This window comes from Achromobacter sp. DMS1 (assembly GCF_001270295.1).
Genome location: NZ_LHSJ01000025.1, coordinates 1 through 25789 on the forward strand (window position 1 = coordinate 1; position 25789 = coordinate 25789).

Below are 25789 nucleotides of genomic sequence, written 5' to 3' on the forward strand. Positions count from 1 at the left end.
GAGGCCGCGCGCGGATCTTTCCTGGCCAGACGCCCGAGCAGGTGATCGACTTCCTGGCGGGCTTGCGCCGACAGCGCGCCGGCGGGTTTGCGCTGCGCCGCCGAGGCCAGTATGCCGCGGCGCATCAGCACGTACTTGCGCACCGCCAGCCCCACGCCGGGCTGCTGTTCGTAGCGCAGCAGGGGCAGGTGGGCGTCGAAGAGATCGTGCGCCGCCTCGCGTTCGCCCCGGGCCGCCATCCGCACCACGTCGCACAGCATGTCCGGGAAGCAGTAGCCCGTGTTGGCGCCGTCGGCGCCGCGCTCGAGCTCGTAGTCCAGGAACAGCCCGTTGTTGCCGCAGAGGATGGAAATATGGCGCATCTCGCCCGCCTTCTCGTAGGCGCGCAGCGTCGAGATCTTCTCCAGGCCGGGCCAGTCCTCGTGCTTGAGCATGACGCACGAAGGCAGCTCGGTCACGATGCGCTTGATGACGCCGGGGCTCATCTGCACGGAGAAGGTGAGGGGGTAGTCCTGCAGCACGAACGGCACGTCCGCGCCGATGGCCTCCACCGCCTGGCGGTAATAGTTCACGATCTGGTCGTCGGTGCGCAGCGTGTTGGGCGGCGCGATCATTACGCCCGTCGCGCCGCGCGCCATGACCTCGTGCGTCAGCGCGCGCATGGCGGCAAAACCCGGCGCCGATACCCCCACGATGACGGGCAAGGCCCCGGCGCGGCCGATGACCTGGCTGGCCACCGCCAGCGACTCGGCGTGCTCGAGCTTCTGGGCCTCGCCCAATTGGCCCAGCACGGTCAGGCCGGTGGCGCCGCAGCCGTGGTAGAAATCCATCATGCGGTCGATCGACGCGGTGTCGATGCGGCCGTCGTCGAAGAACGGGGTGGGGGCGATCGGGTAGACGCCCTGGGCGTCGGCGGTCAGGGGCATGGCGGGTCTCCTGGTGGAACGGGCGCGGCCGCGAACGCGGCGGGACACTGAGATAATACGCCCGGCGCGAGGCGCTCCCCACGCACGCTTCGCCGCGAAGGCACAGGCTCATGATCGAACTACGCAACGTCGAGACATTCTTCTGGGTGGCCACCCTGGGCAGCTTCCGCGCGGCCTCGGATAAGCTCAACACCACCCAGCCCGCGGTGTCGCAGCGCATTGCCGCGCTGGAGGCCGACCTGGGCGTGCGGCTGTTCGACCGCGACGCGCGCGGCGTCAAGCTGACGGCCAAGGGCCATGAACTGCTGTCGCACGCCGAGCGCATGCTGCAGGTGCGCCGCGACATGTTCGAGGCGGCGCGCGAGCAGAACGTCATGACCGGCACCGTTCGCATCGGCGTGGCCGAAACCATCGTGCAGACCTGGCTGCCCACCCTGATCGAGCTGATTCACGCGGCCTATCCGGCGCTGGTGCTGGAGATCGAAGTCGACACCACGCACGTGCTGCGCTCGCACCTCATGGCTCGCCAGATCGACCTGGCCTTCCTGATGGGGCCGGTGCTGGAGGCGCGGGTCGAGAACCTGCCCCTGTGCAGCTATCCGCTGGCCTGGGTGGCGAGCCCCATGCTGGACCTGGGGCCGGAGCCGCTGACGCTGGACCGCATCGCGCGGCTGCCCATCATTACCTATCCCTCCAACAGCGCGCCATACCGCGTGGTGCGCGACATGCTGACGCGCGCCGGCGTGGCCGCGCCGCGCATGTACGGCAGCGCCTCGATGTCGATGGTGGTGCGCATGACGCTGGACGCCATCGGCAGCAGCGTGATCGCGCCGGTGTTCCTGGGCAAGGAACTGGCGCGCGGCGAGCTGCGCATCCTGCAGGTGCAGGCCGACCCGCTGCCCGAGCTCAGCTTTACCGCGAGCTGGGTGCAGGGGCCGGACAGCCACGCGGCGCGCCTGATCGCGCAGATGGCGCAGAAGGTGGCGGCGCAGACCGACGGCGGCTAGGTGTTTTCCCCAACCCGCCCGCATCGGCCCGGCTTTGCGCGGGCCGGGCGCGGCGGCGGCCCGTGCGGCGCAAAGCCGCAGCCGGTGCGGCTTTGCGCGCGATGACGGCCGCCGCCGGCGGCCAGACCAAAGAAAAATTTATACCCCCGTATCGCAACATACGATTGGACGCTCGCCGCGCCTGACGGTGCAATGGCGCCGCGACACGATAAAGAGCGCGCCGGGCACACGGCGCGGGGGGAAAAACCGGGCAGGGCGCCGGCCGCGCGCCGGGGCCCGCGGGCCGCGCTCCCCGCGTCCGGGTCGCCGGCAATCCGTCCGCGCGACGCCGGGGCCACGGGGACCCGCGCGCGGCAGACCATCCCGCCAGCCAGGAGTTAGCCCATGAAGAAGTCTCTTGCCTACGCCGCCCTTGCCGCCAGTCTGGTCTTCGGCGCCGCAAGTGCGCAGGACCTGCCCAAGACCCGCCTCAAGGTGGTGGGCGGCCTGTCGAACCTGACGGCCTACAACGACTACGAAAAGCCGTTCTGGACCAAGACCGTTCCCGAGCTGTCCAAGGGTCAGGTGACGGCGGAAATCAAGGGCTTCAACGAAATGGGCCTGAAGGGCCCCGAGCTGCTGCGCCTGATGTCGCAGGGCGTGATCGAGTTCGGCACCGCCACGCTGGCCTACTTCGCCAGCGACAATCCGGTCAACGAGGCCATCGACCTGGCCGGCCTGGCGCCGGACGCCAAGACGCGCGCGCCGTCACCGATGCCTTCGAGCCGGTCTATGCGCGCATCTACGGAGAGGGCAGCAACGTCAAGCTGCTGGGCATTTCCACCTATCCGGCCCAGGTGCTGTTCTGCAACGCCGACATCAAGGGCCTGGCCGACATCAAGGGCAAGAAGGTGCGCACCAGCAGCCGCACCACCGCCGAGTTCGTCGAGGCGCTGGGCGGCTCCAGCGTGACCATGGCGTTCGGCGAAGTGGTGCCGGCGCTGCAGAACAAGGTGGTCGATTGCGCCATCACGGGTTCGCTGTCCGGCTATTCGGCCAAGTGGTACGAGGTGTCTACCCACCTGGTGGCGCTGCCCATCAACTGGAACCAGCAAATCCACGCCGTGAACCAGAAGGCCTGGGACAAGCTGGACCCCAAGGTGCGCGACTTCCTGCAGGCCAACATCAAGACCCTGGTGGACAACATCTGGGACGCGGCCGCGCGCCAGACGCAGGAAGGCTATGACTGCAACACCGGCGCCGCCGCCTGCCCGTACCCCGTCAAGGGCAAGATGACGCTGGTGCAGCCCACCGAGGCCGACCGCGAGCTGCTCGCGAAGGTCACCCGCGAAGCCGTGCTGCCCAAGTGGGCCGCCCGCTGCTCGGCGCAGTGCGTCAAGGACTCCAACGCCACCATCGGCAAGACGCTGGGCCTGACCGCCAGCAAGTAAGCAAGCGCGGGGCCGGCGCGCGCCGCGCGCCGGCTGGTTATGACGCGGGCTCCGCCCGCAGGGGTTCTCTTTCATGAATCAAGCCGAACATTTCCGCCTCCTGGGCGGACTATTGCGGCGCGCCGAGCATTTTTCGCGGCTGGCCGTCTGGGCCGGCGGCGCGCTCACCATCGCCAGCGTGCTGCTTATTTCCTTCGACGTACTGGCGCGCAAGTTCCTGGGGTTCTCCACCGGCGGCGCCGACGAGCTGTCGAGCTACGCCTTCGCCATCAGCACGTCCTGGGCCCTGGCGTTCGCCACGCTGCAGCGCGCCAACGTGCGCGTGGACGTGCTCTACCAGTTCCTGCCGGTGCGCGTCTCGGCGCTGCTGGACTGGATCTCGCTGGTGGCGCTGGCTGTCTTCATGGTCTGCCTGACGTATTACGCCTACGACGTGGTGGCCGCCTCGTGGAGCCAGAAGTCCGCCGCCAACACGCCGCTGGCTACGCCGCTCTGGATTCCGCAGGGCCTGTGGACGCTGGGGCTGGCGTGGATGTGCGTGACGGTGGCGCTGATGCTGGCGCGCGCCTCGGCGGCGCTGGTCACCGGCGACATCGAACTGGTCAAGCAGATCTGCGGCGTGCGCTCGGCGCAGGAAGAGGCGGACGAGGAAGCGGCCGCCGGCGAACGCATGGTCCGGGGAGAATCCGCATGATCGCCACCGCGCTGACGCTGCTGCTGGTCCTGATCGGCATTTCCATTCCGGTGGGCGCCGCCCTGGGCGTGCTGGGCCTGATCCTGGACCCGCTGTTTTCCATGCTGCCCCTGTCGCGCGCGATCGGGGAAATCTCCTGGAGCGCCAACAACGAGTTCCTGCTGGTCGCCATTCCGCTGTTCATCATGCTGGGCGAGGTGCTGCTGCGCGCCGGCTTCGCCGAGCGCATGTACGGCGCCATGAGCCTGTGGCTGTCGTGGTTGCCGGGCGGGCTGATGCACGCCAACATCGGCGCCTCCACGCTGTTCTCGGCGACCTCCGGCTCCAGCGTGGCCACGGCCGCCACGGTAGGCACGGTGGCCATCCCGCAGATACGGAAGTACGGCTACAACGAGCCGCTGTTCCTGGGCAGCCTGGCCGCCGGCGGCACGCTGGGCATCCTGATTCCGCCTTCGATCAACCTGGTGATCTACGGCGTGCTGACCAACTCCTCGGTGCCCAAGCTGTACCTCGCCGGCATCATCCCGGGCCTTGCCATGGCCGTGCTCTTCATGGTGACCGTGGCCCTGGCCTGCGTGGCCCGGCCCGAGTGGGGCGGCAAGAAGATCCGCGCCACCTGGGGGCAGCGCATCGCCAGCCTGGTGCACCTGGGGCCGCCGCTGGGCATTTTCTTCCTGGTGGTGGGCTCCATCTACGCGGGGCTGGCCACGCCCACCGAGGCCGCCGCCCTGGGCGTGCTGGGTGCGCTGATCCTGGCCGCATGGTTCCGCCGCCTGAGCTGGTCCATGCTGCGCGAAGTGGTGGAGGGCACCATGCGCTCCACGGCCATGATCATGCTCATCGTGATCGCCGCGAGCTTCCTCAACTTCGTCATGTCGGCCACCGGCCTGACCGATGCGCTGACGCAGTCCATTACCGGCCTGGGCCTGTCGCCGGGGTGGATGCTGTTCATCGTGGTGGTGTTCTACCTGGTGCTGGGCTGCTTCATGGAAACGCTGTCCATGATGATTACCACCATTCCCATCGTGGCGCCCATCATGATCGCGCTGGGCTACGACCCGATCTGGCTGGGCATCGTGATCATCATCCTGGTCGAGGCCGCGCTCATCACGCCGCCCGTGGGCCTGAATCTCTTCGTGGTCCAGAGCCTGCGCAAGAGCGGCAACATGACCGCGGTGATCGTGGGCAGCCTGCCGTTCGTGCTGGCCATGTTCGTGATGCTGGCGATCCTGGCGTTCTGGCCGGACGTGGCGCTGTGGATGCCGCGCGCGTTCGGCTGATCGGCGGTTTCCTTCCGGGCGCGGTCCGGCCGCGCCTTCTTCTTTTTCCCGCAGGACAGACTCATCATGAAAGCCGTATTCGATATCGAAGACGCCCCGCCCCGCCAGGTCGAGGTGGACATCCGCAACCTGGTCGTGGCCGGCTGGGCCGGCCGCGACATGGCCGCCATCGAGCACCACATCGAGGAACTGGAAGCCATCGGCGTGCCGAGGCCCAGCAGCGTGCCGCTGTACTACCGCATCGCCGACAACCAGCTCACGCAGCAGGAGCGCGTGCAGGCCCTGGGCGGCGATTCGTCGGGCGAGGTGGAAACCTTCGTGTTCTGCGCCGGCGGCGAGATGTACGTGAGCATCGCCTCCGACCACACCGACCGCAAGCTCGAAACCTACAGCGTGGCGATGTCCAAGCAGGCGTGCGTCAAGCCCGTGGCGCGCAGCGCGTGGCGCCTGGCCGACGTGGCCGGCCACTGGGACGAGCTGGTCATCCGCGCCTGCATCGTGGAAAACGGCGTCGAAGTGCTCTACCAGGAAGGGCCGCTCTCCTCGCTGCGCACGCCCCAGGACCTGATCGCCGGCTACACCGGCGGCGCGGCCATGCTGCCCGAGGGCACGGGCATGACCTGCGGCACCGTGGCCGCGATCGGCGGCATCCGCCCTTCGGCCGTTTTTTCCATGGAACTCCACGATCCTCGCCGCCGGCGCAGCCTGCGTCACCGCTATCATGTGGAGACGCTGCCGGTGGTGGCCTGACGCGGGCGGCCCGGGGTCCGCGCGGCCCGGGCCGCGCATGGCCTGCCTTCCGGCAGCCCGCCGCGCTCCGGCTGCGGGGCGCAACCGACTCATTCACGCCGCCCGGCGGCAACGGAATCGCATATGCTTTCGACCCTTGACGAACTGAACCTGGCCCTGCAGGAGGGCCGCAAGACCTCCATCGAACTCACCGAGGAAGCGCTGGCGCGGATCGGGGATCCGGCGGGCGAGGGCGCCCGCGCGTTCACCCGCGTGTACGCGGAGCAGGCGCGCGCGCAGGCCCGCGCTTCCGACCTGCTGCGCGAGGCGGGCCTGCGCCGCTCGGCGGTGGACGGCCTGCCGGTGAGCATCAAAGACCTGTTCGACGTCAGGGGCGAAACCACCATGGCCGGCTCGGTCGCGCGCGAGGGCGAACCGCCCGCCGAGCACAACGCCGTGGTGGTCGACCGCCTGATCGCCGCCGGCGCGGTCATCGTGGGCCGCACCAACATGACGGAGTTCGCCTATTCGGGGCTGGGCATCAATCCCCATTACGGTACGCCGCTCAACCCCTGGGACCGCGCCACCGGCCGCATTCCGGGCGGCTCGTCCTCGGGCGCGGCAGTGTCGGTGAGCGACGGCATGGCCGTGGCCGGCATTGGCTCGGACACCGGCGGCTCGGTGCGCATCCCGTCGGCGCTGTGCGGCCTGGCGGGCTTCAAGCCCAGCGCCTGGCGCGTGTCCATGGCGGGCGTGCTGCCGCTGTCGGCCAACCTGGATTCCATCGGCCCCATCGCGCCTACGGTGCGGTGCTGCGCGGCGCTGGACGCCATTATCTCCGGCGACAACGCGCCCGCGCCCGAGCCCGCGCAGCTGCGCGGGCTGCGGCTGGCGGTGCCTACCACGCTGGCGCTGGACGCCATGGACAATCACGTGGCCGACAGCTTCCGCCAGACGCTCGCACGCCTGTCGGCGGCCGGCGCGCTGGTCGAGGAAATCGCAGTGCCCGAGTTCGCCGCGCTGGCCGGCATCAACGCCAAGGGCGGATTCACCGCTGCCGAAGCCTGGGCCTGGCACCGCGACCTCATCGCCCGGGCGGGCGGCCGCTACGACCCGCGCGTGGTGTCGCGCATCCTGCGCGGCAAGGACATGAGCGCGGCCGACTATCTCGACCTGCTGGATGCGCGCGAAGCCTGGGTGGCGGCGGTGGACCGGCGCATTGCCGGCTACGATGCCCTGGTGCTGCCCACCGTGCCCATCGTGGCGCCGCCGGTGGCCGACCTGGCCGCCAGCGACGAGGCCTATTACGCGGCCAACGGCCTCATCCTGCGCAATCCCACGCTCATCAACTTCCTGGACGGCTGCGCGCTGTCGGTGCCTTGCCACGCGCCCGGCAGCGCGCCGGTGGGCCTGATGATCGCGGGCAGCAACGGCGCGGACCGCCGCATCCTGGCCGTCGGGATGGCGGTGGAGGATCTGTACGCCGGCCGCTGAGCCCGGCCGGACGCGGCGGCGCTAAGATGGCGGCTTCGACCGCCACGGAACGACCGCATGATCGACCTGCGCAATATCGAGACGTTTTTCTGGGTGGCCACGCTGGGCGGCTTCCGCGCCGCGGCCGAGAAGCTCAGCGCCACCCAGCCCGCCATCTCGCAGCGCATCGCTTCGCTCGAATCCGACCTGGGCGTCAAGCTGTTCGAGCGCGACGTGCGGGGCATCTCGCTCACCGCCAAGGGGCGCGAGCTGCTGTCGCACGCCGAGCGCATGCTGCAGCTGCGCGGCGACATGCTGGAGGCCGCCCGCGCCAAGAGCGTCATGAGCGGCACCTTGCGGCTCGGCGTGTCGGAAACCATCGTGCACACCTGGCTCGCGCACCTCATGGAGTACCTGCACGAAGCCTACCCCGCGCTCATGGTGGAAATCCAGGTCGACACCACCACGGCGCTCAAGTCGCTGCTGAATTCGCGCCAGATCGACCTCGCGTTCCTGCTGGGCCCGATGGAAGAGCCGCGTATCGAGAACGTATATCTCTGCCAGTATCCCCTGAGCTGGCTGGCCAGCCCCAAGCTCAAGGTGGGGCGCGCGCCGATTCCGCTCAAGCGGCTCGCGCAGTGGCCGGTCATTACCTATTCTTCCACCACCGAACCCCACCGCGCCGTGCGCACGCTGCTGCAGCAGGCCGGCGTGGAATCGCCGCGCATGTACGGCAGCTCGGCGCTCAGCGTGATCGTGCGCATGGCGATCGACGGCATTGGCACGGCCGTCATCGCGCCGGTCATTCTCGGCACGGAGCTGACGCAGGGGCAGTTGCGCGTGCTGGACGTCAAGGCGCCCGAGCTGCCGCCGCTCTATTACACGGCGTGCTGGATGCAGGGGCCGGACAGCGCGATTCCGCGCACCGTGGCCCGGGCCGCGCAGCAGATCGCCAAGGCCGAGGCGCGGCGCCATCCGGCAAAACCCTGATAAGAAATTCTGATCGGGGCATATCGCAAGATGTGATTAGACGCAGGGCGCGACCTGCGGTGCAATGTGCGCACTCGACGATCAGATTCAGGGGGAAGTACGGCATGTCCAAGACCGGCGCGTCCATCAACAGCGTCGAACTCGCGCGCAAGGCGCGGCTCGACGCCCGCAGCGGCAAATGGACCGGGCCCACGGCCAACCTCGCGCCCGGCCACGTCCAGGCCAACCTGGCCATTCTTCCGCAGGCGCTGGCCGCGGATTTCCTGCTGTTCTGCCAGCGCAATCCCAAGCCGTGTCCGCTGCTCGCGATGTCCGAGCCCGGCAATCCGGCGCTGCCCGAACTGGGCCGGGACATCGACATCCGCACCGACCTCCCGCGCTACCGCGTCTGGAAGAACGGGGAGCTGGTGGCCGAGCCGGCCGATGTGCGCGAATACTGGCGCGACGACCTGGTGTCGTTCCTGATCGGCTGTTCCTTCTCTTTCGAGGAGGCCATGCTGGACAACGGCCTGCCGGTGCGCCACATCGAGCAGGGCTGCAACGTGCCCATGTACCGCACCAGCATCGCCACGCAGCCGGCGGGCGTGTTCAGCGGCCAGCTCGTGGTGTCGATGCGGCCGCTCAAGGCGGCCGACGCCATCCGGGCCATCCAGGTCACGTCGCGCTTTCCGTCGGTCCACGGCGCGCCGGTGCATCTCGGCGACCCCTCGCTAATCGGAATTGCCGATATCGCCAAGCCGGATTATGGTGATCCGGTCGAGATCCGCGATGGCGAGCTGCCCGTGTTCTGGGCTTGCGGGGTGACGCCGCAGTCCGTGGTGGCGGCGGTGCGCCCGGAGTTCTGCATTACCCACGCGCCGGGGCACATGCTCGTCACGGATCTCGTGAACAGCCGCATGGCGGTGCTTTGATTCACGCCCGCCGCGGGCGAAACCCGCGGCGGGCCGGAAAACGGTTGTGCCTGCAAAACGATCCAGAAAAGGACAAGGGGAACAAGGGCGACAACATTTCCGGGCCATGGCCTCCCGACTTCGCGGCGAGGGGCCGCGCGGGCCCGTTTCCGGAAGTTCCGCACGGGGTCCGCATCCCGCGCAGAGCAGTGCGTTTCAGTGTTGGATTTTTCCAGGAGTGTCGTAATGAAAATGAAGCTCGTCGCGGGCGTGGCCGCGGGTCTGGCAATGCTGGCCGCGGTGTCCGCCCATGCACAGGACAAAACCGTGCGCATCGGCGCCATCTATCCGCTTTCCGGCGCGCTGGCTTCGACCGGCGCCGAGATCAAGGCGGCGGTGGAGCTGGCCGTGGACATCATCAACAACCCGCATCCCGAACTGGAAGGCATACCGCTGGCGGCCGGCGCCGGCCTGCCCAAGCTCGGCGGCGCCAAGATCGAGGTCGTGTTCGGCGATTCGCAGGGCAAGCCCGAGGTGGGCCTGGCCGACGCCCAGCGCCTGATCGACCAGGAGAAGGTGGTGGCCCTGACGGGCGCCTACCAGTCGGCCGTGACCAAGACCGCCAGCCGCATCGCCGAACAGCGCGGTATTCCCTACCTGAACGGCGAATCCAGCAGCCCCGACCTGACCGAGCGCGGCTACAAGTGGTTTTTCCGCACTTCGCCCAACGACGACACGTTCGTCGAGAACATGATGCAGTTCCTGGACGGCATCAAGGCCGTGCCCACCGCCAAGATCGCGGTGGTGTACGAGAACACCGATTTCGGCGTCAACACGTACAAGGCGGTGGAGAAATTCGCCAAGCAGTACAAGCGGCAGGTGGTGGCCAACATCGCCTACAGCGCCGGCTCGGCCTCGGTCACGGCCGAAGTGCAGAAGCTGGCGGCGGCCAAGCCCGACGTGGCGATCTTCGCGAGCTACACGTCCGACGCCATGCTGTTCGTGCGCACCATGCGCGAGAGCAAGTATGCGCCGCCGGTGCTGCTGGCCAACGACGCCGGTTTCATCGACTCGCGCTTCGTTCAGGAAGTGGGCCCGCAGGTGCAGGGCGTGCTCACGCGCGACGTGTGGGGCAATGACGTGGCCGCCGCCAAGGCGGGCCTGAAGAAGATCAACGACATGTACCACGCCAAGACCGGCAAGGATCTGAACGGCAACAACGCGCGTTCCATGCAGGGCGTGCTGGTGCTGGCCGACGCGATCAACCGCGCCGGCTCGACCGACCCGGAAGCCATCCGCAAGGCGCTGGCCGCCACCGACCTGAACGACAGCCAGGTGGCCATGCCCTGGGCCGGCGTGAAATTCGACGAGAAGGGCCAGAACACCAAGGGGTCGGGCCTGATCCTGGAGCTCAAGGGCGCGTCCTACCAGACCGTCTGGCCGGAGAAATACCGCGCCGACAAGACCCTGCCCACGCTGCCGTTCTCCTGGAAATAAACCCCGACCGCCGCGGCGGGGCGCGGGGCCCCGCCGCAGGAGCAAACCATGTTCGAAGCTCTCTCGGCAGGCCTGTTCAACGGCCTGATCTATGCCGCGGTGGCGGTGGGGCTGGCGCTGATCTGGGGCATTACCGACGTCATCAATTTCGCCCACGGCGAATTCCTGATGCTGGGCATGTATGCCGCCTATTGGCTCTACACCCTGGGCCACCTCGATCCCACCATGTCGGCGCCGCTGGTCGCCATCCTGCTGGCCTTCGTCGGCTTCCTGGCGTATGCGCTGATCATCCGGCGCCTGCAGAAGGGGCCGCCCATGGCCGTCATCCTGGCGACCTTCGGCCTGGGGCTGGTGCTGCGCCAGATCGCGTTCATCGCGTTCAGCCCGGATTACCGCAGCCTGCCCGACACGCTGGTGTCCGGCAGCGTGTCGTTCGCCGGCATCTCGCTGGGGCGCCCGCAGGTCGTGACCGGCCTGGTCGCGCTGGCGGTCGTGGTGGCGCTCTTCGTGCTGGTGTACCGCACGCGCTGGGGCCATGCCCTGCAGGCCGTGGCGGAAGACCGGCAGGTTGCCGCGTTCGTGGGCATTTCGCCCGACCGCGTCAATGCCCAGGTCTGGATGCTGGGCAGCGCGGCGGTCGGCCTGGCCGGCGCGCTGCTCACCACGTTCTTCTATGTGTTTCCCTCGGTGGGCACTGTGTTCGGCCTGCTGGCCTTCGTGGCGGTGTGCATGGGCGGCTTCGGCTCGCTGCCGGGCGCATTCATCGCCGGCGTGCTGATCGGCGTCATCGAGGCCATGACTGGCTATTTCGTGGCGCCCGCCCTGAAGACCGTGAGCATTTTCATCCTGTTCGTGCTGGTGCTGTGGTATCGCCCGCGCGGCCTGTTCGGACGGTGGTGAGACGACCATGACGACGCATACCGACACAACCCGGGCGCTCACGCCCAAATGGCCGCTGGCCGTGGCGGCGGCGCTCGCCGTCGCGCTGGCGGCGGTGCCGCTGGCGGTGACCGATGCCTTCACCATCCAGGTGCTGCTGCTGGCCATCATGTTCGGCGCGCTGGGCGCGTGCTGGAACCTGGTGGGGGGGTTCCTGGGCCGCATTTCCTTCGGGCACAGTGTGTTCGTGGGGGTGGGCGGCTACGCCACGCTGCTGCTCCTGCAGCACCTGAAGCTGACGCCGCTCATCGGCATCCCGCTGGGCGGCCTGATCAGCGCGCTGCTGGCCTGGCTGGTGGGCGGCCCTACGCTGCGGCTGTCGGGCCATTACTTCGCCATGGCCACCATCGCGCTGCTGCAGATCGGGCTGCTGCTGATGGTCAACTGGGACTGGGCGGGCGGCGCGGTGGGCCTGGAGGCGCCCATCGGCGACGCGCCCTGGATGCTGCTGTTCCGCGGCAAGGTGCCGTACTACTGGATTGCCGTGGCGCTGGCGTTCCTGACGTTCTGCGCGACGTACTTCCTGGTGCACTCCAAGACGGGCTTTTACTGGCGCGCCATCAATGGCGACGAGGCGGCCGCCCGCAGCCTGGGCGTGCCGGCGGACCGCTACAAGATGCTGGCGTTCGTGCTGTCGGCCGGGATGACCGGCGTATGGGGCGGCTTCTTCGCCATGTACGTGGGATTCATCGATCCGGAATCCATGTTCAGCCTCACCATGTCGGTGCAGGTAGTGCTGGTGGCCATCCTGGGCGGCGTCGGCACGCTGCTGGGGCCCTGGCTGGGCGCCGCGCTGCTGCTGCCGCTGTCCGAGGGCACGCGCGTGCTGTGGGGCAGTTCGGGGCTGGGGCTGGATCTGCTCGTTTTCGGCCTCGCCATCCTGCTCGTTACGCTGTTCCTGCCGGGCGGCCTGGTCACTCTGGGGAGGCGGCATGGCTCTGCTAGAAGTTAAGAACCTGACCAAGCGCTTCGGCGGGCTGGTCGCCAACAAGGACATTTCGCTCTCGGTGCGGGCGGGCGAGATCGTCGCCATCATCGGGCCCAACGGCGCGGGCAAGAGCACGCTCTTCAACGGGCTGGTCGGGCACCATGCGCCCACCTCGGGCACGGTCACGTTCGACGGCCAGTCCATGCTGGGCAGAAAGCCCGAGCAGGTGGCGGCCATGGGCCTGGTGCGCACCTACCAGATTCCGCGCAGTTTCGGCCAGATGACGGTGCTGGAGAACGCCATGGTGGGCGCGCTGCTGCGGCATCCGCGCCTGGCCGACGCGCGCGAGGCTTCGACGCGCGTGCTCGACCTGGTGGGGCTGGCCGACCGCGCCGGCGTCAAGGCGGCCGAGCTGAACGTGGCGGGACAGAAGCGCGTGGAACTGGCTCGCGCCCTGGCCACCGAGCCGCGCATGCTGCTGCTGGACGAGGTGGCGGGCGGCCTCAACCAGGCCGAAGCCATCGCCCTGGCGGAAATACTGAAGAACATCCACGCCGCCGGCGTCACGCTGGTCATCGTGGAGCATGTACTGGAGGTGGTGATGCGGCTGGCGCAGCGCGTGCTGGTGCTGAACTTCGGCCAGATGATCGCGCAGGGCACCCCGCAGGAAGTGGTGCGCGACCCCGCCGTCATCGAAGCCTATCTGGGGAGAAAGCACCGTGCCTGAGCATCCGATGCTGCAAGTCGAGAACCTGAGCGTGTCCTACGGCGGCGTGCAGGCCGTGCGGGGCGTGTCGCTGGAAGTGCGGCAGGGCGGGATCACCGCGCTGCTGGGCGCCAACGGCGCGGGCAAGTCCAGCACGCTGCTGGCCATCGTGGGCGCCGTGCGCCCGAAAGAAGGCCGCGTCGTCTTCGAAGGGCGCGATATCACCGGCACGCCGCCCGACAAGCTGGTCGTGCAGGGCATCGCCATGATTCCGGAGGGCGCGCGCGTCTTCGCGCGCCAGCCGGTGGAGCAGAACCTGCGCCTGGGCGCCTACACCGTGCGCGACGAAAGCGTGTACCGGCAGCGCCTGGACCAGGTGTATGCGCTGTTTCCACGCCTGCAGGAGCGCCGCGCGCAGCTGGCGGGCACGATGTCCGGCGGCGAGCGGCAGATGCTTGCCATCGGGCGCGCGCTCATGAGCGGCCCCCGCCTGCTGCTGATCGACGAGCCCAGCCTGGGCCTGTCGCCGCTGCTGGTCGAACAGGTGTTCGACGCGCTGGCGGCGTTGAACCGCGAAAGCGGGCTTTCCGTGCTGCTCGTGGAGCAGAACATGGCGCAGGCGCTGGAGGTGGCCTCGCGCGCCTATGTGATGCAGAGCGGGCGCATCGCGCTCTCCGGCTCGGCCGCGGAACTGGCCGCCTCCGACGAGGTTCGCAAAGCCTACCTGGGCATGTGAAGCAAAAGAAAAGGGCGCGGGGATGACCCGCGCCCTCTGTGCCTGCCCGGCGGCGATCAGAAGATGTGGCGGAAGCCCACGGCGGCGCCGACCTGGTTGCTCTTGCCCGCGATCTCGCCGCGGGTCGCGTCGCTCACCTTGTTCCAGTCCACGGTGCCGTAGAGCTGCGAGCGCTTGGACAGCGAGTACTCGGCCACGGCCACCAGGGCGTAGCGCTTGCCCTTGTCGCCTTCCTCGACCACGTTGCGGCTGCGGTCGAAATAGGCCGCGCCCGTGATGGCCCAGCGCGGCGTGGCCTGCCAGGTGACGCCGGCGAAGTAGCCGTTGTCGCGGCGGTCCAGGGCGGCGGTGGTGGTGCCGCCCATGACGCCGTTGACCCAGCCCGTCTCGTCGCGGCCGTTGTAGTAGCCGGCGAAGACCTTGGCGCCGTCGAACTGGTAGGAGGCGTTCAGGTTCCAGACGCGCTGGCGCTGGTCCGAATCGGTGGCCGCGCGGGTGTACTGGTAGGCGCCGCCCACGGCGAACTGGCCCAGGGTGTAGCGCAGGCTGGCGCCGTACTGCTGGCCGGCCTTCTTGTCGCCCCATTCGTCGCCGTTGGCCCACGACGCCATCACGGCGAGATTGCCCAGCGTGTTGGCGTAGCGGAACGTGTTGTTGTTGCGTACGCGCGACATGGCGGCCGGCAGCCAGGCGTTCTGGTCATAGTTGCCGACGGTGAGCGGGTCGAAATAGTCGGCCAGCAGGTCGAACATGACCGTGTTCTGCAGGCCCAGCGTCAGGGTGCCGATCTGGCCGCCGTCCAGGCCCACGTAGGCCAGGCGCCCGAAGGTCTTGCCCGAGGCCGAGGCATTGCCGTTCTGCATGTTGAAGCCGTTTTCCAGGCGGAAGAAGGCGCGCATGCCGTCGCCCAGGTCTTCCGAGCCGCGCAGGCCCCAGCGGCTGTTGGAGATGGCGCCGTTTTCCAGCGAGACGCGGCTGCCGTCCTGGCCCACGCTGCCCGAGCTGGTGCTCAGGTAGCGCACGCTGACGTCGGCAATGCCGTACAGGGTGACGCTGGTTTCGGCGCTGGCGGTGCCGGCCGCCAGCCCGAGGCCCGCCAGGGCCAGGGAAAGTGCGATGCGTTTCAAATCAGTGCTCCTTCGGGGAATCTTGGAATGCGCCAGGTTCGCGGCCCGGCGCTGACAGGACGCCGCACCGCCATGGTGCAGCGTGGACGCCCCCGGGATTCTAAAAAAGTTACGAATGTTTCGGGGCAATCAGGGCTTTGGCGTTTTCCCGGGTTTACAGGCGCCGAAAACGGGAAACGCGCCCGAAGGCGCGTTTCCCGTGAGCGGGGCCGGCACGGTCCCCGCGTCAGAGCTTCATGTGCTGCGGCAGCCAGGTGGCGATGCCGGGCATGGCGTACAGCAGCAGCACGGCCACGATCATGAGGAAGAACATCGGCAGCGAGGCGCGCGCGATATAGGGCAGTTCGCGCCCGCTCATGCCCGAGAGCACGAACAGGTTGAAACCCACCGGCGGCGTGATCTGCGCCATCTCCACCACGAACACGATGAAGATGCCGAACCAGATCAGGTCGATGCCGGCCGCCTGCACCGTGGGCAGCAGCACGCCCATGGTGAGCACCACGATGGAAATGCCGTCCAGGAAGCAGCCCAGCACGATGAAGAACACCATCAGCGCCATGATGAGCCAGAACTGCGACAGTCCCAGCCCGCCGATCCATTCCGCCAGCGCGCGCGGCAGGCCGATATAGCCCATGGCCAGCGTGAGGAACTGCGCGCCCGCCAGGATGAGCGCGATCATGCAGTACAGCCGGGTGGCGCCCAGCAGCGACTGCATGAAGCTCGAACGGGTGAGCGAGCCCTGCAGCGCCGACAGGATGAGCGCGCCCACCACGCCCACCGCCGCGGCCTCGGTGGCCGTGGCGATGCCGGCGTAGATCGAGCCGAGCACGGCGCCGATCAGCAGCAGCACGGGGATGAGGTGGCGCGACTGCGAGAGCTTCTGGCGCAGCGTCAGGCCCGGGTCGGCCTGCGGCACCTCGCCGGGGTTGCGGACCGCCCACCAGGCGATGTGGCCCATGAAGAGCAGGGCCAGCAGGATGCCGGGCACGATGCCGGCGATGAAGAGCCGGGCGATCGACACGTCGGCCGCCACGCCGTAGACGATCATGATGATCGAAGGCGGGATGAGCAGGCCCAGCGTGCCCGCGCCCGACAGCGTGCCCAGGATCTTCTCCTCGGGATAGCCGCGGCGCGTGAGTTCCGGGATCGTCATCTTGCCGACCGTGGCGCAGGTGGCCGCCGAAGAACCCGACACGGCGGCGAAGATCGCGCAGCCGATCACGTTGGTGTGCAGCAGCCGGCCGGGCAGCCGGTTGAGCCAGGGAGCGAGCCCCTTGAACAGGTCTTCGGACAGGCGCGTGCGGAACAGGATTTCCCCCATCCACAGGAAGAGGGGCAGGGCGGTGAGCGTCCAGCTGGAGGCGGCGCCCCAGATAGTGACGGCCATGGCGTCGCCGGCCGGGCGGCTGGAGAGGATCTCCATGCCGATCCAGGCGGTGCCGGCCAGCGTCAGGCCGACCCAGACGCCGCAGCCCAGCAGCGCGAAGATCGAGACGACGAGCAGGGTGATGACTAGGATTTCATTCATGGGTTTGCTGCGAAGTGGCGGCGGCGAAGCCGCGCAGGCGGCGGACCAGCTCGTCGACCAGGGCGACCAGGAACAGCGCCGTGCCCGCGGCCATGCTGACGTGGGGAATCCAGAGCGGCGTGGCGTCGTTGGACGTGGAGATGTCGTTGAATTGCCAGGAATCGTAGGCGAGCTTGGCGCTGAAGTAGGCGAAGGCGGCGGCCAGCACGCAGCCGACCGCCAGCGCGAAGATGTCCAGCCGGCGGCTGTTGGCCGGCGCCAGCGCATTCAGCACCAGCGTCACGCGGATGTGTTCGCCGTGCTTGAACGTGCTGGCCAGGGCCAGAAAGCCCGCCGCCGCCATGAAATACCCGGCATAGGCGTCGGTGCCGGGTATGTTCAGGCTGAGCTGGCGCGCGATGATGGCGGCCAGCACGGAAACCAGCACGCCCACGGTGCAGAGCGCGGCCAGCAGGCCGGCCGCGCCATAAAGACCATCCAGGAAACGGCGCATGGCGATGTCACTGCTTCCGGTAGGCTTCGATCATGGCCTGGCCGTCGGCGCCGGCCTTCTTGAGCCAGTCGTCGAGCATGCGCTTGCCCACCACGCCCAGTCCTTCCTTCAGTTCCACCGTGGGCGGGATGATTTCCATGCCGTTCTTGGTGAGCTCCTGCTGGTACCACTTGTTCTTTTCCTGCGAGAGTTTCCAGCCGCGCTCTTCCGCCTGCGCGCCGGCTTTCCTGAGCGCCGCCTGCGTGTCGGGGTCGAGCGCGTCGAAAGCCTTCTTGTTCACGAGGACCGCGTTCTTCGGCAGCCAGGCCTGCGTGTCGTAGAACTTCTTGATGTACTCGTAGGTCTTGGTGTCGTAGCCGGTGGAAGCCGAGGACATGTAGGAGTCGATGACGCCGGTGGCCATGGCCTGGGCCAGCTCGGCCTGCTGCACGGTCACGGGCTGCGCGCCGACGATTTCGGCGATCTTGGCCGTGACGGGGCTGTAGGCGCGCCACTTCAGGCCCTTCATGTCGGCGATCTGCTTGATGTCCTTGTTGGCGAAAATGCCCTGCGGCGGCCACGCCACGGCGTACAGCAGCATCATGCCCTGCGAGGCGAGCTTCTTCTCCAGGAAGGGCTTCTGCGCCTGGTAGAGCTTGAACGAGGCGTCGTAGCCCGTGGCCAGGAAGGGCAGGCCATCCAGTTCGTAGAGCGGATCTTCGTTGGCGAAGTTGGTCAGCAGGATCTCGCCGATCTGGGCCTGGTTGCCCTGCACGGCGCGTTTGATTTCAGGCGCCTTGTACAGCGATGCGTTGTTGTGCAGCGTGATCTTCAGCTTGCCGCCCGACAGGGTGTCCACGTCCTTGATGAAGGTGTTCAGGTTCTCGACGTGGAAGTTGCTGGCGGGATAGGCGCTGGGCAAGTCCCACTTGGTCTGGGCCTGGGCCCCCGCGCTGAAAGCCAGGACGACGCTGCCGGCCAGCAGCGAGATTTTCTTGTACATGGACGGTCCTTCTCTGCAAATGGGTGAAGGCGGGCGGACGCCCGCGGGCATTGCGAAACAAAGGGCGGCGCAAACGGCGCGCTGCAAAAAGCGCTGCCATTCTATGTTGCCGGATGGGCGCACAGGGCCGCGAGTCCACGCAATTACGGGTAATTCCTAGGATGCGCGGCCGTCGCCGGCGCGCGGACGGGGCCGTGCAGGCCGCCGCGTTTTTTTCTAAGATTCCGCCATTGACGCGCTTGCACATGGGACATCCGTGAACTTCATATTTCGCCGCGACGAATTGCTGGTCCGCCTGGACGCCGGCGGATTTCCCGATGAGGAAGTCTGCGCCCGCCTGGAAGTGTCGCTGGAGCCGGTCTGGCTGGAGCAGGGCTCGCCCTATCGCACGGCGCACGTGCCGCCGCAGCTCGAAGCGCCCGACGGCTACGTCTTTCGCAAGTTGCGCAGCCTGTTCGGCGAATTCGACGACCAGCGCATCGCGCTCGCCGGCCGCGCCTACCAGATCGCGGAATGGGCCCGCACGCACCGCTATTGCGGCGCCTGCGGCGCGCCCATGCAGCGCGCCGCGGCCGAGTTCTGCATGCGTTGCCCGGCCTGCGGCTTCTCCGCGTATCCGCGCATTTCGCCGGCCATGATGGTGCTGGTGCGCCGCGGCGACCACATCCTGCTGGCTCGCCACGCGGCCGTCGCGGCCACGCGCTACACGGCGCTGGCCGGTTTCGTCGAGCCGGGCGAGAGCATCGAGCAGACGGTGCATCGCGAGGTCTACGAAGAGGTGGGGCTGGAAGTGGGCAACCTGCGCTACTTCGGCAGCCAGCCCTGGCCGTTTCCGCATTCGCTCATGGTGGCCTTCACGGCCGATTACGTTTCGGGCGACATCCGCGTGCAGCCGGAAGAAATCGCCGACGCGCGCTGGTTCGGGCCGGGCGACGCCATGCCGCCGATCGCGCCGCGCATTTCCATCGCGGGCTCGCTGATCCGCGCCCACATGCCCGCCGCCTGGGCCGCCGCCTGAATCTCCGCCCGGCCCTCCACGTCGCCGCGATACCCGCGGCATCCTGGGGATTACCCTCGAAAACGGTGATCCGGTCCGCCGTACAATGATTTTTTATTGAGAAAACATCGATAAATTATTAGTATTCTGCGAATCTGAATTCGCATCGCACGCCCTCATGGCCAAGCCCCTCATTGCGTCTTCCGCCCATCTCGCGGGCGGCAGCGCGCCGGATCTGTCGGAAGTGGAATTCGGTCTCATGATCGCCAGCCACGCCTTCAACCGCTGGACGGTGCGGTGCATGGCCGCGGCCGGACTGCCCGACCTGACCCCCACCGACGTGATGGTGGTGCACCACGTCTATCACCGCCAGCGGCCCAAAAAGCTGGCGGACATCTGCTTCACGCTCAACGTCGAGGACACCCACATCGTCAGCTATTCGCTCAAGAAGCTGGAGCGGCTGGGCATGGTGCGCGGCCAGCGCAGCGGCAAAGAGGTGTTCTACAGCGTCACGCCGGAAGGCGCGCAGATCATCCAGCGCTATGCCGAGATCCGCGAGCAATGCCTGACCTCCGGCCTGGAGGCGCCGGGCAGCGGCGGGCTGGAATTCAGCCGCCAGCTTGCCCATGCGCTGCGCGCGCTGTCGGGCCTGTACGACCAGGCCGCGCGGGCGGCCACCTCCCTCTAACTCGCCTCCAACGCGCCGCGACGCGGCGTTTCCCCTGTTTCCGAGGAATTATTCATGAAGTGGCAATTCTGGATCGACCGTGGCGGCACGTTCACCGACATCGTGGCGCGCCGTCCCGACGGCGGCATGAGCACCGCCAAGATGCTGTCGGAAAACCCCGAGCAGTACCGCGACGCCGCGGTGGCGGGCATCCGCAAGCTGCTGGGCCTCGCGCCCGGCGAGCCCGTGCCCGCCGAGCGGGTGGAATGCGTCAAGATGGGCACCACCGTGGCTACCAACGCGCTGCTCGAGCGCAAGGGCGAACGCACGCTGCTGGTGACCACGCGGGGATTCCGCGACGGCCTGCGCATCGCCTACCAGAACCGGCCGCGCCTGTTCGACCGCAACGTGGCGCTGCCCGAGATGCTGTACGAGGAGGTGGTGGAGGCCGACGAGCGCGTGGCGGCCGACGGCTCGGTGGTGCGCGAGCTCAACGAGGAGGCGCTGCGGCGCGACATGCAGGCGGCCTACGACCGCGGCATCCGCGCGGTGGCTATCGTCTTCATGCACGCCTGGCACGCCGGCGGGCACGAGCAGCGCGCCGCGCGCATCGCGCGCGAGATCGGTTTCACCCAGATATCGGCCTCGCACGAGGTCAGCCCGCTCATCAAGTACGTGTCGCGCGGCGACACCACGGTGGTGGACGCCTATCTGTCGCCCATCCTGAAGCGCTATGTGGACCAGGTCGCCAGCGAGCTGCCGGGCATCCGCCTCATGTTCATGCAATCCAGCGGCGGCCTGACGGACGCGCACCGCTTCCGCGGCAAGGACGCGATCCTGTCGGGGCCGGCCGGCGGCATCGTGGGCATGGTGCGCACCAGCGAGGCCGCGGGTTTTCCCAAGGTCATCGGCTTTGACATGGGCGGCACCTCCACCGACGTGTCGCACTATGCGGGCGAATTCGAGCGCGAATTCGAGACGTTGGTGGCCGGCGTGCGCATGCGCGCGCCCATGATGAGCATCCACACCGTGGCGGCCGGCGGCGGCTCCATCCTGCATTTCGACGGCGCGCGCCTGCGCGTGGGCCCGGATTCCGCGGGCGCCAATCCGGGGCCGGCCTGCTACCGGCGCGGCGGGCCGCTGGCCGTGACCGACTGCAACGTGCTGCTGGGCAAGATCCAGCCCGACTTCTTTCCCCGGGTGTTCGGCCCGAACGCCGACGAGCCGCTGGACCGCGACGTGGTGCAGCGGCGCTTTGCCGACATGGCGCGCGAGGTGCGCGAAGCCACCGGGCGAGAGATGACGCCCGAACAACTGGCCGAAGGCTTTCTCGAGATCGCCGTGGGCAACATGGCCGAGGCGATCAAGCGCATTTCGGTGCAGCGCGGCCACGACGTGACAGAGTATGCGCTCACGGTGTTCGGCGGGGCGGGCGGCCAGCACGCCTGCCTGGTGGCCGACGCGCTGGGCATGACCACCGTCTTCGCGCATCCGCTGGGCGGCGTGCTGTCGGCCTACGGCATGGGCCTGGCCGACCAGACCGACATCCGCCAGAAGACGGTCGAGAAAGTGCTGGACGAAGCGCTCATGCAGGAACTGGAGGCGGAGCTGGATGCGCTGGCCGGACAGGCGGCGGGCGAGCTGCGCCGCCAGCATGTGGCCGAGAACGACATCCGCGTGCAGCGCCGCCTGCACCTGAAATACCGTGGCACCGACACCGCGCTGGAGGTGCCGTATTCCACGCTGGCGCAGGTGCGCCGGGATTTCGAGGCGGGCTACCGGCAGCGCTATTCCTTCCTCATGCCCGACCGCGAGCTGGTGGTGGAGACGATTTCGGTCGAAGCCACCGGCGGCGGCGAGCCGGTGCGCGAGGCGCCGCCCGCGCGCCGCCGCGAAGGCCCGCTGGCGCGCGCCGGCACGGTCCGCATGTACAGCGCGGGCGCGTGGCGCGACACGCCGCTCTACGTGCGCGAAGACATGACGGGCGGCGACGCGGTGGCGGGCCCGGCCATCATCTCGGAGCCCAACCAGACCACCGTGGTCGAGCCGGGCTGGCGCGCCGAGCTGACGGCGCAGGACCACTTCGTGATCCGCCGCGTCCAGGCGCGTCCCGAGCGCCGGGCCGTGGGCACGCAGGCCGACCCGGTCATGCTGGAAGTCTTCAACAACCTGTTCATGTCCATCGCCGAGCAGATGGGCTACCGGCTGCAGAACACGGCGTATTCGGTCAACATCAAGGAGCGCCTGGACTTCTCGTGCGCGATCTTCGATGCGCAGGGACGCCTGATCGCCAACGCCCCGCATATGCCGGTGCACCTGGGTTCCATGGGCGAATCGGTGCGCACCGTCATGAACGCCAACCGCGGCCGCATGATGCCGGGCGACGCCTATGTGGTGAACGACCCGTACCACGGCGGCACGCACCTGCCGGACGTCACGGTGATTACCCCGGTGTTCGACCGCGCGGGCAGGGACATCCTCTTTTACGTGGGGTCGCGCGGGCACCATGCCGACATCGGCGGCACCACGCCGGGCTCCATGCCGCCCGATTCGCGCACGGTGGAAGACGAAGGCGTGCTCTTCACCAATTTCCAGCTCGTGAAGAACGGCGAGTTCCGCGAGCAGGCCGCGCGCGAGATCCTGGGCTCGGGCCGCTGGCCGGCGCGCAATCCGGACCAGAACATCGCCGACCTGCATGCCCAGATCGCCGCCAACGAGAAGGGCGTGCAGGAGCTGCTGCGCATGTGCGACCACTTCGGCCTGGAGGTGGTGCGGGCTTATATGGGGCATGTGCAGGACAACGCCGAGGAGGCCGTGCGGCGCGTGATTTCCGTGCTGCGCGACGGCAGCTACGAATACCCGCTGGACAACGGCGCGGTGATCCGCGTGGCCGTGCGCGTGGACCGCGAGGCGCGCAGCGCCGTGGTGGATTTCACCGGCACGTCCCCGCAGTTGGAGAACAATTTCAACGCGCCCGGCGCCATCGCGGTGGCCGCCGTGCTGTACGTGTTTCGCACGCTGGTCAACGACGACATTCCACTCAACGACGGATGCCTGGTGCCGCTGGAGATCATCCTGCCCGAAGGGTCCATGCTGCGCCCGAACCCGCCGGCCTCGGTGGTGGCGGGCAACGTGGAAACGTCCATGTGCATCGTCAATGCGCTGTACGGCGCGCTGGGCGTGCTGGCGGCCAGCCAGGGCACCATGAACAACTTCACCTTCGGCAACGCGCGCTACCAGTACTACGAAACCATCTCGGGCGGCACCGGCGCCGGGCCGGTGCGCATCGATGCGTGCGGGCCGCGCGACGAGGGCTTCGCGGGCACGTCGGTGGTGCAGGCGCACATGACGAACTCGCGCCTGACCGATCCGGAAGTGCTGGAGTTCCGCTTCCCGGTGCGGCTGGAGTCATACGAGATCCGCCATGGATCCGGCGGCGCGGGCCGCTATCGCGGCGGCGACGGCGGAGTGCGCCGCGTCCGTTTCCTGGAAGACATGACGGCGGCCATCCTGTCGAACAACCGGCGCTACGCCCCGTTCGGCCTGGCGGGCGGAGGGCCCGGCGCACTGGGGCGCAACTATGTGGAGCGCGCCGACGGCACGGTGACCTCGCTGGGGCCGCAGGACAGCGCCCAGCTGCGCGCGGGCGACGTGTTCGTGGTGGAGACGCCCGGAGGCGGAGGCTACGGCGAGGCGTAGGCGGCGAATGCGTTGCGCGGCGGCTCCCCGGGCCGCCGCGGCGCACGGGCCTTATTGAGGGTCGGACATGACGTCCAGCGCGATGTCCGCCCGCGTCTTGCGGTCGTACACGCGCAGCGTGACCTCGGCTTCGCGGATTTCGAACACCGCCGTGGCCAGGGTGTTTTCCTCGTCCGGGTCGTCGGCGCCGGTGCGCAGGATGGGCAGCTCGCCCTCGGTGTCGAACAGGGCCGCCAGCAGATCGTCGCTGCCCGCGCCGGGAGACCAGCCGTCCACGATGCGCTCGATGCGGTGCTGGCGCGCGCGGGACGAGTCGGTCACGACCTGCAGCTGGCCGGTGGTGTCGGCGTGCACCATGTGGTTGGCATGGCCGTAGCGGGCGCCGGTTTCCAGCACGGAGGTCAGGCCCGGCATGGCCTCCACGCTGAGCAGCCGTTCGTCGTGGGCGCTGCCCAGCAGGTGGTGAAAGCCCCCGGCGTGCGGCAGGCTGTCGAGCAGCGCCAGCGCGTCGTCGAGCGTGGCGCAGTCCAGCACCGCGCGCGCCACCAGCATGCGGGGCACGCCGGGCTGGCGCTGGCGCGTGCGCAGGTTGTTGATGGTCTGCACCAGGCCGGCGCGGTTGGCGCCGAATGTATGGCCGGGCAGGGAGCCCGGGTAGTAGAAGCTGACATAGCCCGGCGCGTCGTCGAGCGCCACGTCCACCAGGTGGCAGCGGCCATACAGGAAGGGGTCGCCGTCTTCGTTGTGCGCGATCCAGCGCGAGCCGTCGGCCGCCTTGAGCGCAACCGAGGTGCAGCCGTCGGTGGTCTTGTGCAGCAGGTCGCCCCGGCAGTTCCAGAGCAGCACGTCTTCGAGCGGCAGGCGCATCCCCTCGGCCAGCCCTTCGAGCTCTTCCCAGACGGCCGGCAGCGACTGCCGCGCCTGGTCGCCCAGCGTCTGCAGGAACGGATGGCCGCGCCACGGGCGCAGCGCCTCCCAGGTGGGGCTTTGGTCGAGATAGGCGTCCATGAGAGGGCGGGCGAGCTTGCCCAGGGCGATGCCGGTTTCGCGCCGGCTTCCGGCGATGCGCACGTACTTGTAGGCCATGGGGATTCTCCGGAGGTCATCTGGATTGTAATTTCAACGCGCCGCTGCCGCGCGGGGACGGATGCGTTAAGATCGCCGGTAAGTCGCTGCGCGCGTTGCCGTGCGCGATGCGGCCCAGGAATCATGCCCCACCATCACCGCGGGGTTCCGCATGGACGGTCCCCGCAGAGGAGAGTTTCATGATCAAACGCAACATCGCCGTGGCGCTGCTCGGCATGTCGGCCTTCCTGTTCGGCGCTCCCGGCGCGCAGGCGCAGGGCAAGGAACTGGTCGTCGCCACCGACACCGCGTTCGTGCCCTTCGAGTTCAAGAAAGGCAATACCTACACGGGCTTCGACATCGACCTGTGGGAGGCCATCGCCAAGGAGCTCAAGCTCAAGTACAAGCTGCAGCCCATGGACTTCAACGGCATCATTCCGGGCCTGCAGACCAAGAACATCGATGTGGCGCTGGCCGGCATCACCATCCGCGACGACCGCAAGAAGGTCATCGACTTCTCCGACCCCTACTACGAAAGCGGGCTGGCCATCCTGGTGAGCGACAAGAACACCGACATCAAGGACGCCCAGTCGCTCTCGGGCAAGACCGTCGCGGTCAAGACCGGCACGGCCACCGTGGACTTCATGAAGTCGCAGGTGCCCGACGCCAAGCTGAAGCTCTTTCCCAACATCGACAACGCCTACCTGGAGCTGGCCACGGGCCGCGTGGACGCCGCCGTGCACGACACCCCCAACGTCCAGTACTACGCCAACACGGCGGGCAAGGGCCGGGTGAAAGTGGTGGGCACGGTCAAGAGCGGCGACTTCTACGGCATCGCCTTCCCCAAGGGCAGCGACCTGGTGCCCAAGGTGAACCAGGCGCTGGCCACGCTCAAGTCCAACGGCCAGTACGACGCCATCTACGAGAAGTGGTTCGGCAAGAAGCCCTGAGCGCGTCCTGAACCGAGCCGCCGGCCCATGCGGGGCCGGCGCCCCGGCCCGGCAGG

The 25789-nt window shown here is 68.4% G+C and carries 22 protein-coding genes and 1 pseudogene; 17 read left to right on the plus strand and 6 right to left on the minus strand.

Going from position 1 to position 25789, the window contains the following annotated elements; translation table 11 throughout:
- A partial coding sequence (locus tag AD428_RS05050; RefSeq protein WP_053244410.1) for a dihydrodipicolinate synthase family protein occupies window positions 1-926 on the minus strand: 926 nt, incomplete at its 3' end.
- A 110-nt stretch (window positions 927-1036) separates the two neighbouring features.
- Between AD428_RS05050 and AD428_RS05055 the strand changes: the two genes are divergently transcribed.
- From AD428_RS05055 to AD428_RS05115, 13 genes and pseudogenes are all read left to right on the plus strand, one after another.
- Window positions 1037-1933 carry a LysR family transcriptional regulator gene (locus AD428_RS05055; protein ID WP_053244411.1) on the plus strand — a complete coding sequence of 299 codons (897 nt, stop codon included), beginning with the start codon at window positions 1037-1039 and terminating at the stop codon, window positions 1931-1933.
- Window positions 1934-2317: 384 nt separating this feature from the next.
- A pseudogene (locus AD428_RS05060) lies at window positions 2318-3363 on the plus strand (TRAP transporter substrate-binding protein).
- A 73-nt stretch (window positions 3364-3436) separates the two neighbouring features.
- Window positions 3437-4057, plus strand: coding sequence for a TRAP transporter small permease subunit (locus AD428_RS05065; protein ID WP_053244412.1), 621 nt, complete (start codon window positions 3437-3439; stop codon window positions 4055-4057).
- The gene (locus AD428_RS05070; RefSeq protein ID WP_053244413.1) at window positions 4054-5337 is read left to right on the plus strand and encodes a TRAP transporter large permease; all 1284 of its coding nucleotides are present in this window, start codon (window positions 4054-4056) and stop codon (window positions 5335-5337) included. Before AD428_RS05065 ends, AD428_RS05070 begins: the two co-directional genes overlap by 4 nt.
- Before the next feature lie 66 nt (window positions 5338-5403).
- Complete coding sequence (locus AD428_RS05075) at window positions 5404-6087, plus strand: DUF2848 domain-containing protein (RefSeq protein WP_053244414.1); 684 nt, start codon at window positions 5404-5406, stop codon at window positions 6085-6087.
- 123 nt (window positions 6088-6210) lie between these two features.
- Window positions 6211-7560, plus strand: coding sequence for an amidase (locus AD428_RS05080; protein ID WP_053244415.1), 1350 nt, complete (start codon window positions 6211-6213; stop codon window positions 7558-7560).
- Between the two features lie 57 nt (window positions 7561-7617).
- Window positions 7618-8529 carry a LysR family transcriptional regulator gene (locus AD428_RS05085; RefSeq protein WP_053244416.1) on the plus strand — a complete coding sequence of 304 codons (912 nt, stop codon included), beginning with the start codon at window positions 7618-7620 and terminating at the stop codon, window positions 8527-8529.
- 104 nt (window positions 8530-8633) lie between these two features.
- Window positions 8634-9440 carry a putative hydro-lyase gene (locus tag AD428_RS05090; protein ID WP_053244417.1) on the plus strand — a complete coding sequence of 269 codons (807 nt, stop codon included), beginning with the start codon at window positions 8634-8636 and terminating at the stop codon, window positions 9438-9440.
- A 225-nt stretch (window positions 9441-9665) separates the two neighbouring features.
- A complete protein-coding gene (locus AD428_RS05095; RefSeq protein ID WP_053244418.1) occupies window positions 9666-10916 on the plus strand; it encodes an ABC transporter substrate-binding protein in 1251 nt (416 codons plus the stop codon).
- 48 nt (window positions 10917-10964) lie between these two features.
- Window positions 10965-11816: a branched-chain amino acid ABC transporter permease gene (locus tag AD428_RS05100; protein ID WP_053244419.1), complete on the plus strand. Its 852-nt coding sequence runs from the start codon at window positions 10965-10967 to the stop codon at window positions 11814-11816.
- Between the two features lie 7 nt (window positions 11817-11823).
- Window positions 11824-12807: a branched-chain amino acid ABC transporter permease gene (locus AD428_RS05105; protein WP_053244420.1), complete on the plus strand. Its 984-nt coding sequence runs from the start codon at window positions 11824-11826 to the stop codon at window positions 12805-12807.
- Window positions 12788-13510 (plus strand): ABC transporter ATP-binding protein, encoded by a 723-nt coding sequence (locus AD428_RS05110; RefSeq protein WP_053244431.1) that lies wholly within the window; start codon window positions 12788-12790, stop codon window positions 13508-13510. The genes AD428_RS05105 and AD428_RS05110 overlap by 20 nt, the downstream gene beginning before the upstream one ends.
- A 7-nt stretch (window positions 13511-13517) precedes the next feature.
- Complete coding sequence (locus tag AD428_RS05115; RefSeq protein WP_053244421.1) at window positions 13518-14225, plus strand: ABC transporter ATP-binding protein; 708 nt, start codon at window positions 13518-13520, stop codon at window positions 14223-14225.
- Window positions 14226-14281: 56 nt separating this feature from the next.
- Here the strand turns inward: AD428_RS05115 and AD428_RS05120 are convergent, their stop codons facing one another.
- The 4 genes from AD428_RS05120 to AD428_RS05135 form a co-directional block, all read right to left on the minus strand.
- Window positions 14282-15352 carry a porin gene (locus AD428_RS05120; protein WP_053244422.1) on the minus strand — a complete coding sequence of 357 codons (1071 nt, stop codon included), beginning with the start codon at window positions 15350-15352 and terminating at the stop codon, window positions 14282-14284.
- Between the two features lie 226 nt (window positions 15353-15578).
- Window positions 15579-16880 carry a TRAP transporter large permease gene (locus AD428_RS05125; protein ID WP_053244423.1) on the minus strand — a complete coding sequence of 434 codons (1302 nt, stop codon included), beginning with the start codon at window positions 16878-16880 and terminating at the stop codon, window positions 15579-15581.
- The gene (locus AD428_RS05130) at window positions 16873-17373 is read right to left on the minus strand and encodes a TRAP transporter small permease (protein WP_053244424.1); all 501 of its coding nucleotides are present in this window, start codon (window positions 17371-17373) and stop codon (window positions 16873-16875) included. Before AD428_RS05130 ends, AD428_RS05125 begins: the two co-directional genes overlap by 8 nt.
- A gap of 7 nt (window positions 17374-17380) precedes the next feature.
- The gene (locus AD428_RS05135) at window positions 17381-18355 is read right to left on the minus strand and encodes a TRAP transporter substrate-binding protein (protein WP_053244425.1); all 975 of its coding nucleotides are present in this window, start codon (window positions 18353-18355) and stop codon (window positions 17381-17383) included.
- Window positions 18356-18611: 256 nt separating this feature from the next.
- Between AD428_RS05135 and nudC the strand changes: the two genes are divergently transcribed.
- From nudC to AD428_RS05150, 3 genes are all read left to right on the plus strand, one after another.
- Window positions 18612-19373 (plus strand): NAD(+) diphosphatase, encoded by a 762-nt coding sequence (gene nudC / locus AD428_RS05140; protein ID WP_053244426.1) that lies wholly within the window; start codon window positions 18612-18614, stop codon window positions 19371-19373.
- 157 nt (window positions 19374-19530) lie between these two features.
- Complete coding sequence (locus AD428_RS05145; protein ID WP_053244427.1) at window positions 19531-20040, plus strand: winged helix DNA-binding protein; 510 nt, start codon at window positions 19531-19533, stop codon at window positions 20038-20040.
- Between the two features lie 54 nt (window positions 20041-20094).
- On the plus strand, window positions 20095-23718 hold the full coding sequence (locus AD428_RS05150; protein WP_053244428.1) for a hydantoinase B/oxoprolinase family protein: 3624 nt from the start codon (window positions 20095-20097) through the stop codon (window positions 23716-23718).
- Between the two features lie 51 nt (window positions 23719-23769).
- On the opposite strand, the gene AD428_RS05155 is transcribed toward AD428_RS05150, so the two are convergent.
- Window positions 23770-24804 carry a C45 family autoproteolytic acyltransferase/hydolase gene (locus AD428_RS05155; RefSeq protein ID WP_053244429.1) on the minus strand — a complete coding sequence of 345 codons (1035 nt, stop codon included), beginning with the start codon at window positions 24802-24804 and terminating at the stop codon, window positions 23770-23772.
- A gap of 179 nt (window positions 24805-24983) precedes the next feature.
- On the opposite strand from AD428_RS05155, the gene glnH reads away from it, so the two are divergent.
- Window positions 24984-25733 carry a glutamine ABC transporter substrate-binding protein GlnH gene (gene glnH / locus AD428_RS05160; RefSeq protein WP_053244430.1) on the plus strand — a complete coding sequence of 250 codons (750 nt, stop codon included), beginning with the start codon at window positions 24984-24986 and terminating at the stop codon, window positions 25731-25733.
- Window positions 25734-25789: the final 56 nt, after the last annotated feature.

Coding starts and splice junctions, on each gene's coding strand:
- AD428_RS05055 (WP_053244411.1), top strand. CDS start 1,037: ATGATCGAACTACGCAACGTCGAGACATTCTTCTGGGTGGCCACCCTG.
- AD428_RS05065 (WP_053244412.1), top strand. CDS start 3,437: ATGAATCAAGCCGAACATTTCCGCCTCCTGGGCGGACTATTGCGGCGC.
- AD428_RS05070 (WP_053244413.1), top strand. CDS start 4,054: ATGATCGCCACCGCGCTGACGCTGCTGCTGGTCCTGATCGGCATTTCC.
- AD428_RS05075 (WP_053244414.1), top strand. CDS start 5,404: ATGAAAGCCGTATTCGATATCGAAGACGCCCCGCCCCGCCAGGTCGAG.
- AD428_RS05080 (WP_053244415.1), top strand. CDS start 6,211: ATGCTTTCGACCCTTGACGAACTGAACCTGGCCCTGCAGGAGGGCCGC.
- AD428_RS05085 (WP_053244416.1), top strand. CDS start 7,618: ATGATCGACCTGCGCAATATCGAGACGTTTTTCTGGGTGGCCACGCTG.
- AD428_RS05090 (WP_053244417.1), top strand. CDS start 8,634: ATGTCCAAGACCGGCGCGTCCATCAACAGCGTCGAACTCGCGCGCAAG.
- AD428_RS05095 (WP_053244418.1), top strand. CDS start 9,666: ATGAAAATGAAGCTCGTCGCGGGCGTGGCCGCGGGTCTGGCAATGCTG.
- AD428_RS05100 (WP_053244419.1), top strand. CDS start 10,965: ATGTTCGAAGCTCTCTCGGCAGGCCTGTTCAACGGCCTGATCTATGCC.
- AD428_RS05105 (WP_053244420.1), top strand. CDS start 11,824: ATGACGACGCATACCGACACAACCCGGGCGCTCACGCCCAAATGGCCG.
- AD428_RS05110 (WP_053244431.1), top strand. CDS start 12,788: ATGGCTCTGCTAGAAGTTAAGAACCTGACCAAGCGCTTCGGCGGGCTG.
- AD428_RS05115 (WP_053244421.1), top strand. CDS start 13,518: ATGCTGCAAGTCGAGAACCTGAGCGTGTCCTACGGCGGCGTGCAGGCC.
- AD428_RS05125 (WP_053244423.1), bottom strand. CDS start 16,880: ATGAATGAAATCCTAGTCATCACCCTGCTCGTCGTCTCGATCTTCGCG.
- AD428_RS05130 (WP_053244424.1), bottom strand. CDS start 17,373: ATGCGCCGTTTCCTGGATGGTCTTTATGGCGCGGCCGGCCTGCTGGCC.
- AD428_RS05135 (WP_053244425.1), bottom strand. CDS start 18,355: ATGTACAAGAAAATCTCGCTGCTGGCCGGCAGCGTCGTCCTGGCTTTC.
- AD428_RS05145 (WP_053244427.1), top strand. CDS start 19,531: ATGGCCAAGCCCCTCATTGCGTCTTCCGCCCATCTCGCGGGCGGCAGC.
- AD428_RS05150 (WP_053244428.1), top strand. CDS start 20,095: ATGAAGTGGCAATTCTGGATCGACCGTGGCGGCACGTTCACCGACATC.
- AD428_RS05155 (WP_053244429.1), bottom strand. CDS start 24,804: ATGGCCTACAAGTACGTGCGCATCGCCGGAAGCCGGCGCGAAACCGGC.
- glnH (WP_053244430.1), top strand. CDS start 24,984: ATGATCAAACGCAACATCGCCGTGGCGCTGCTCGGCATGTCGGCCTTC.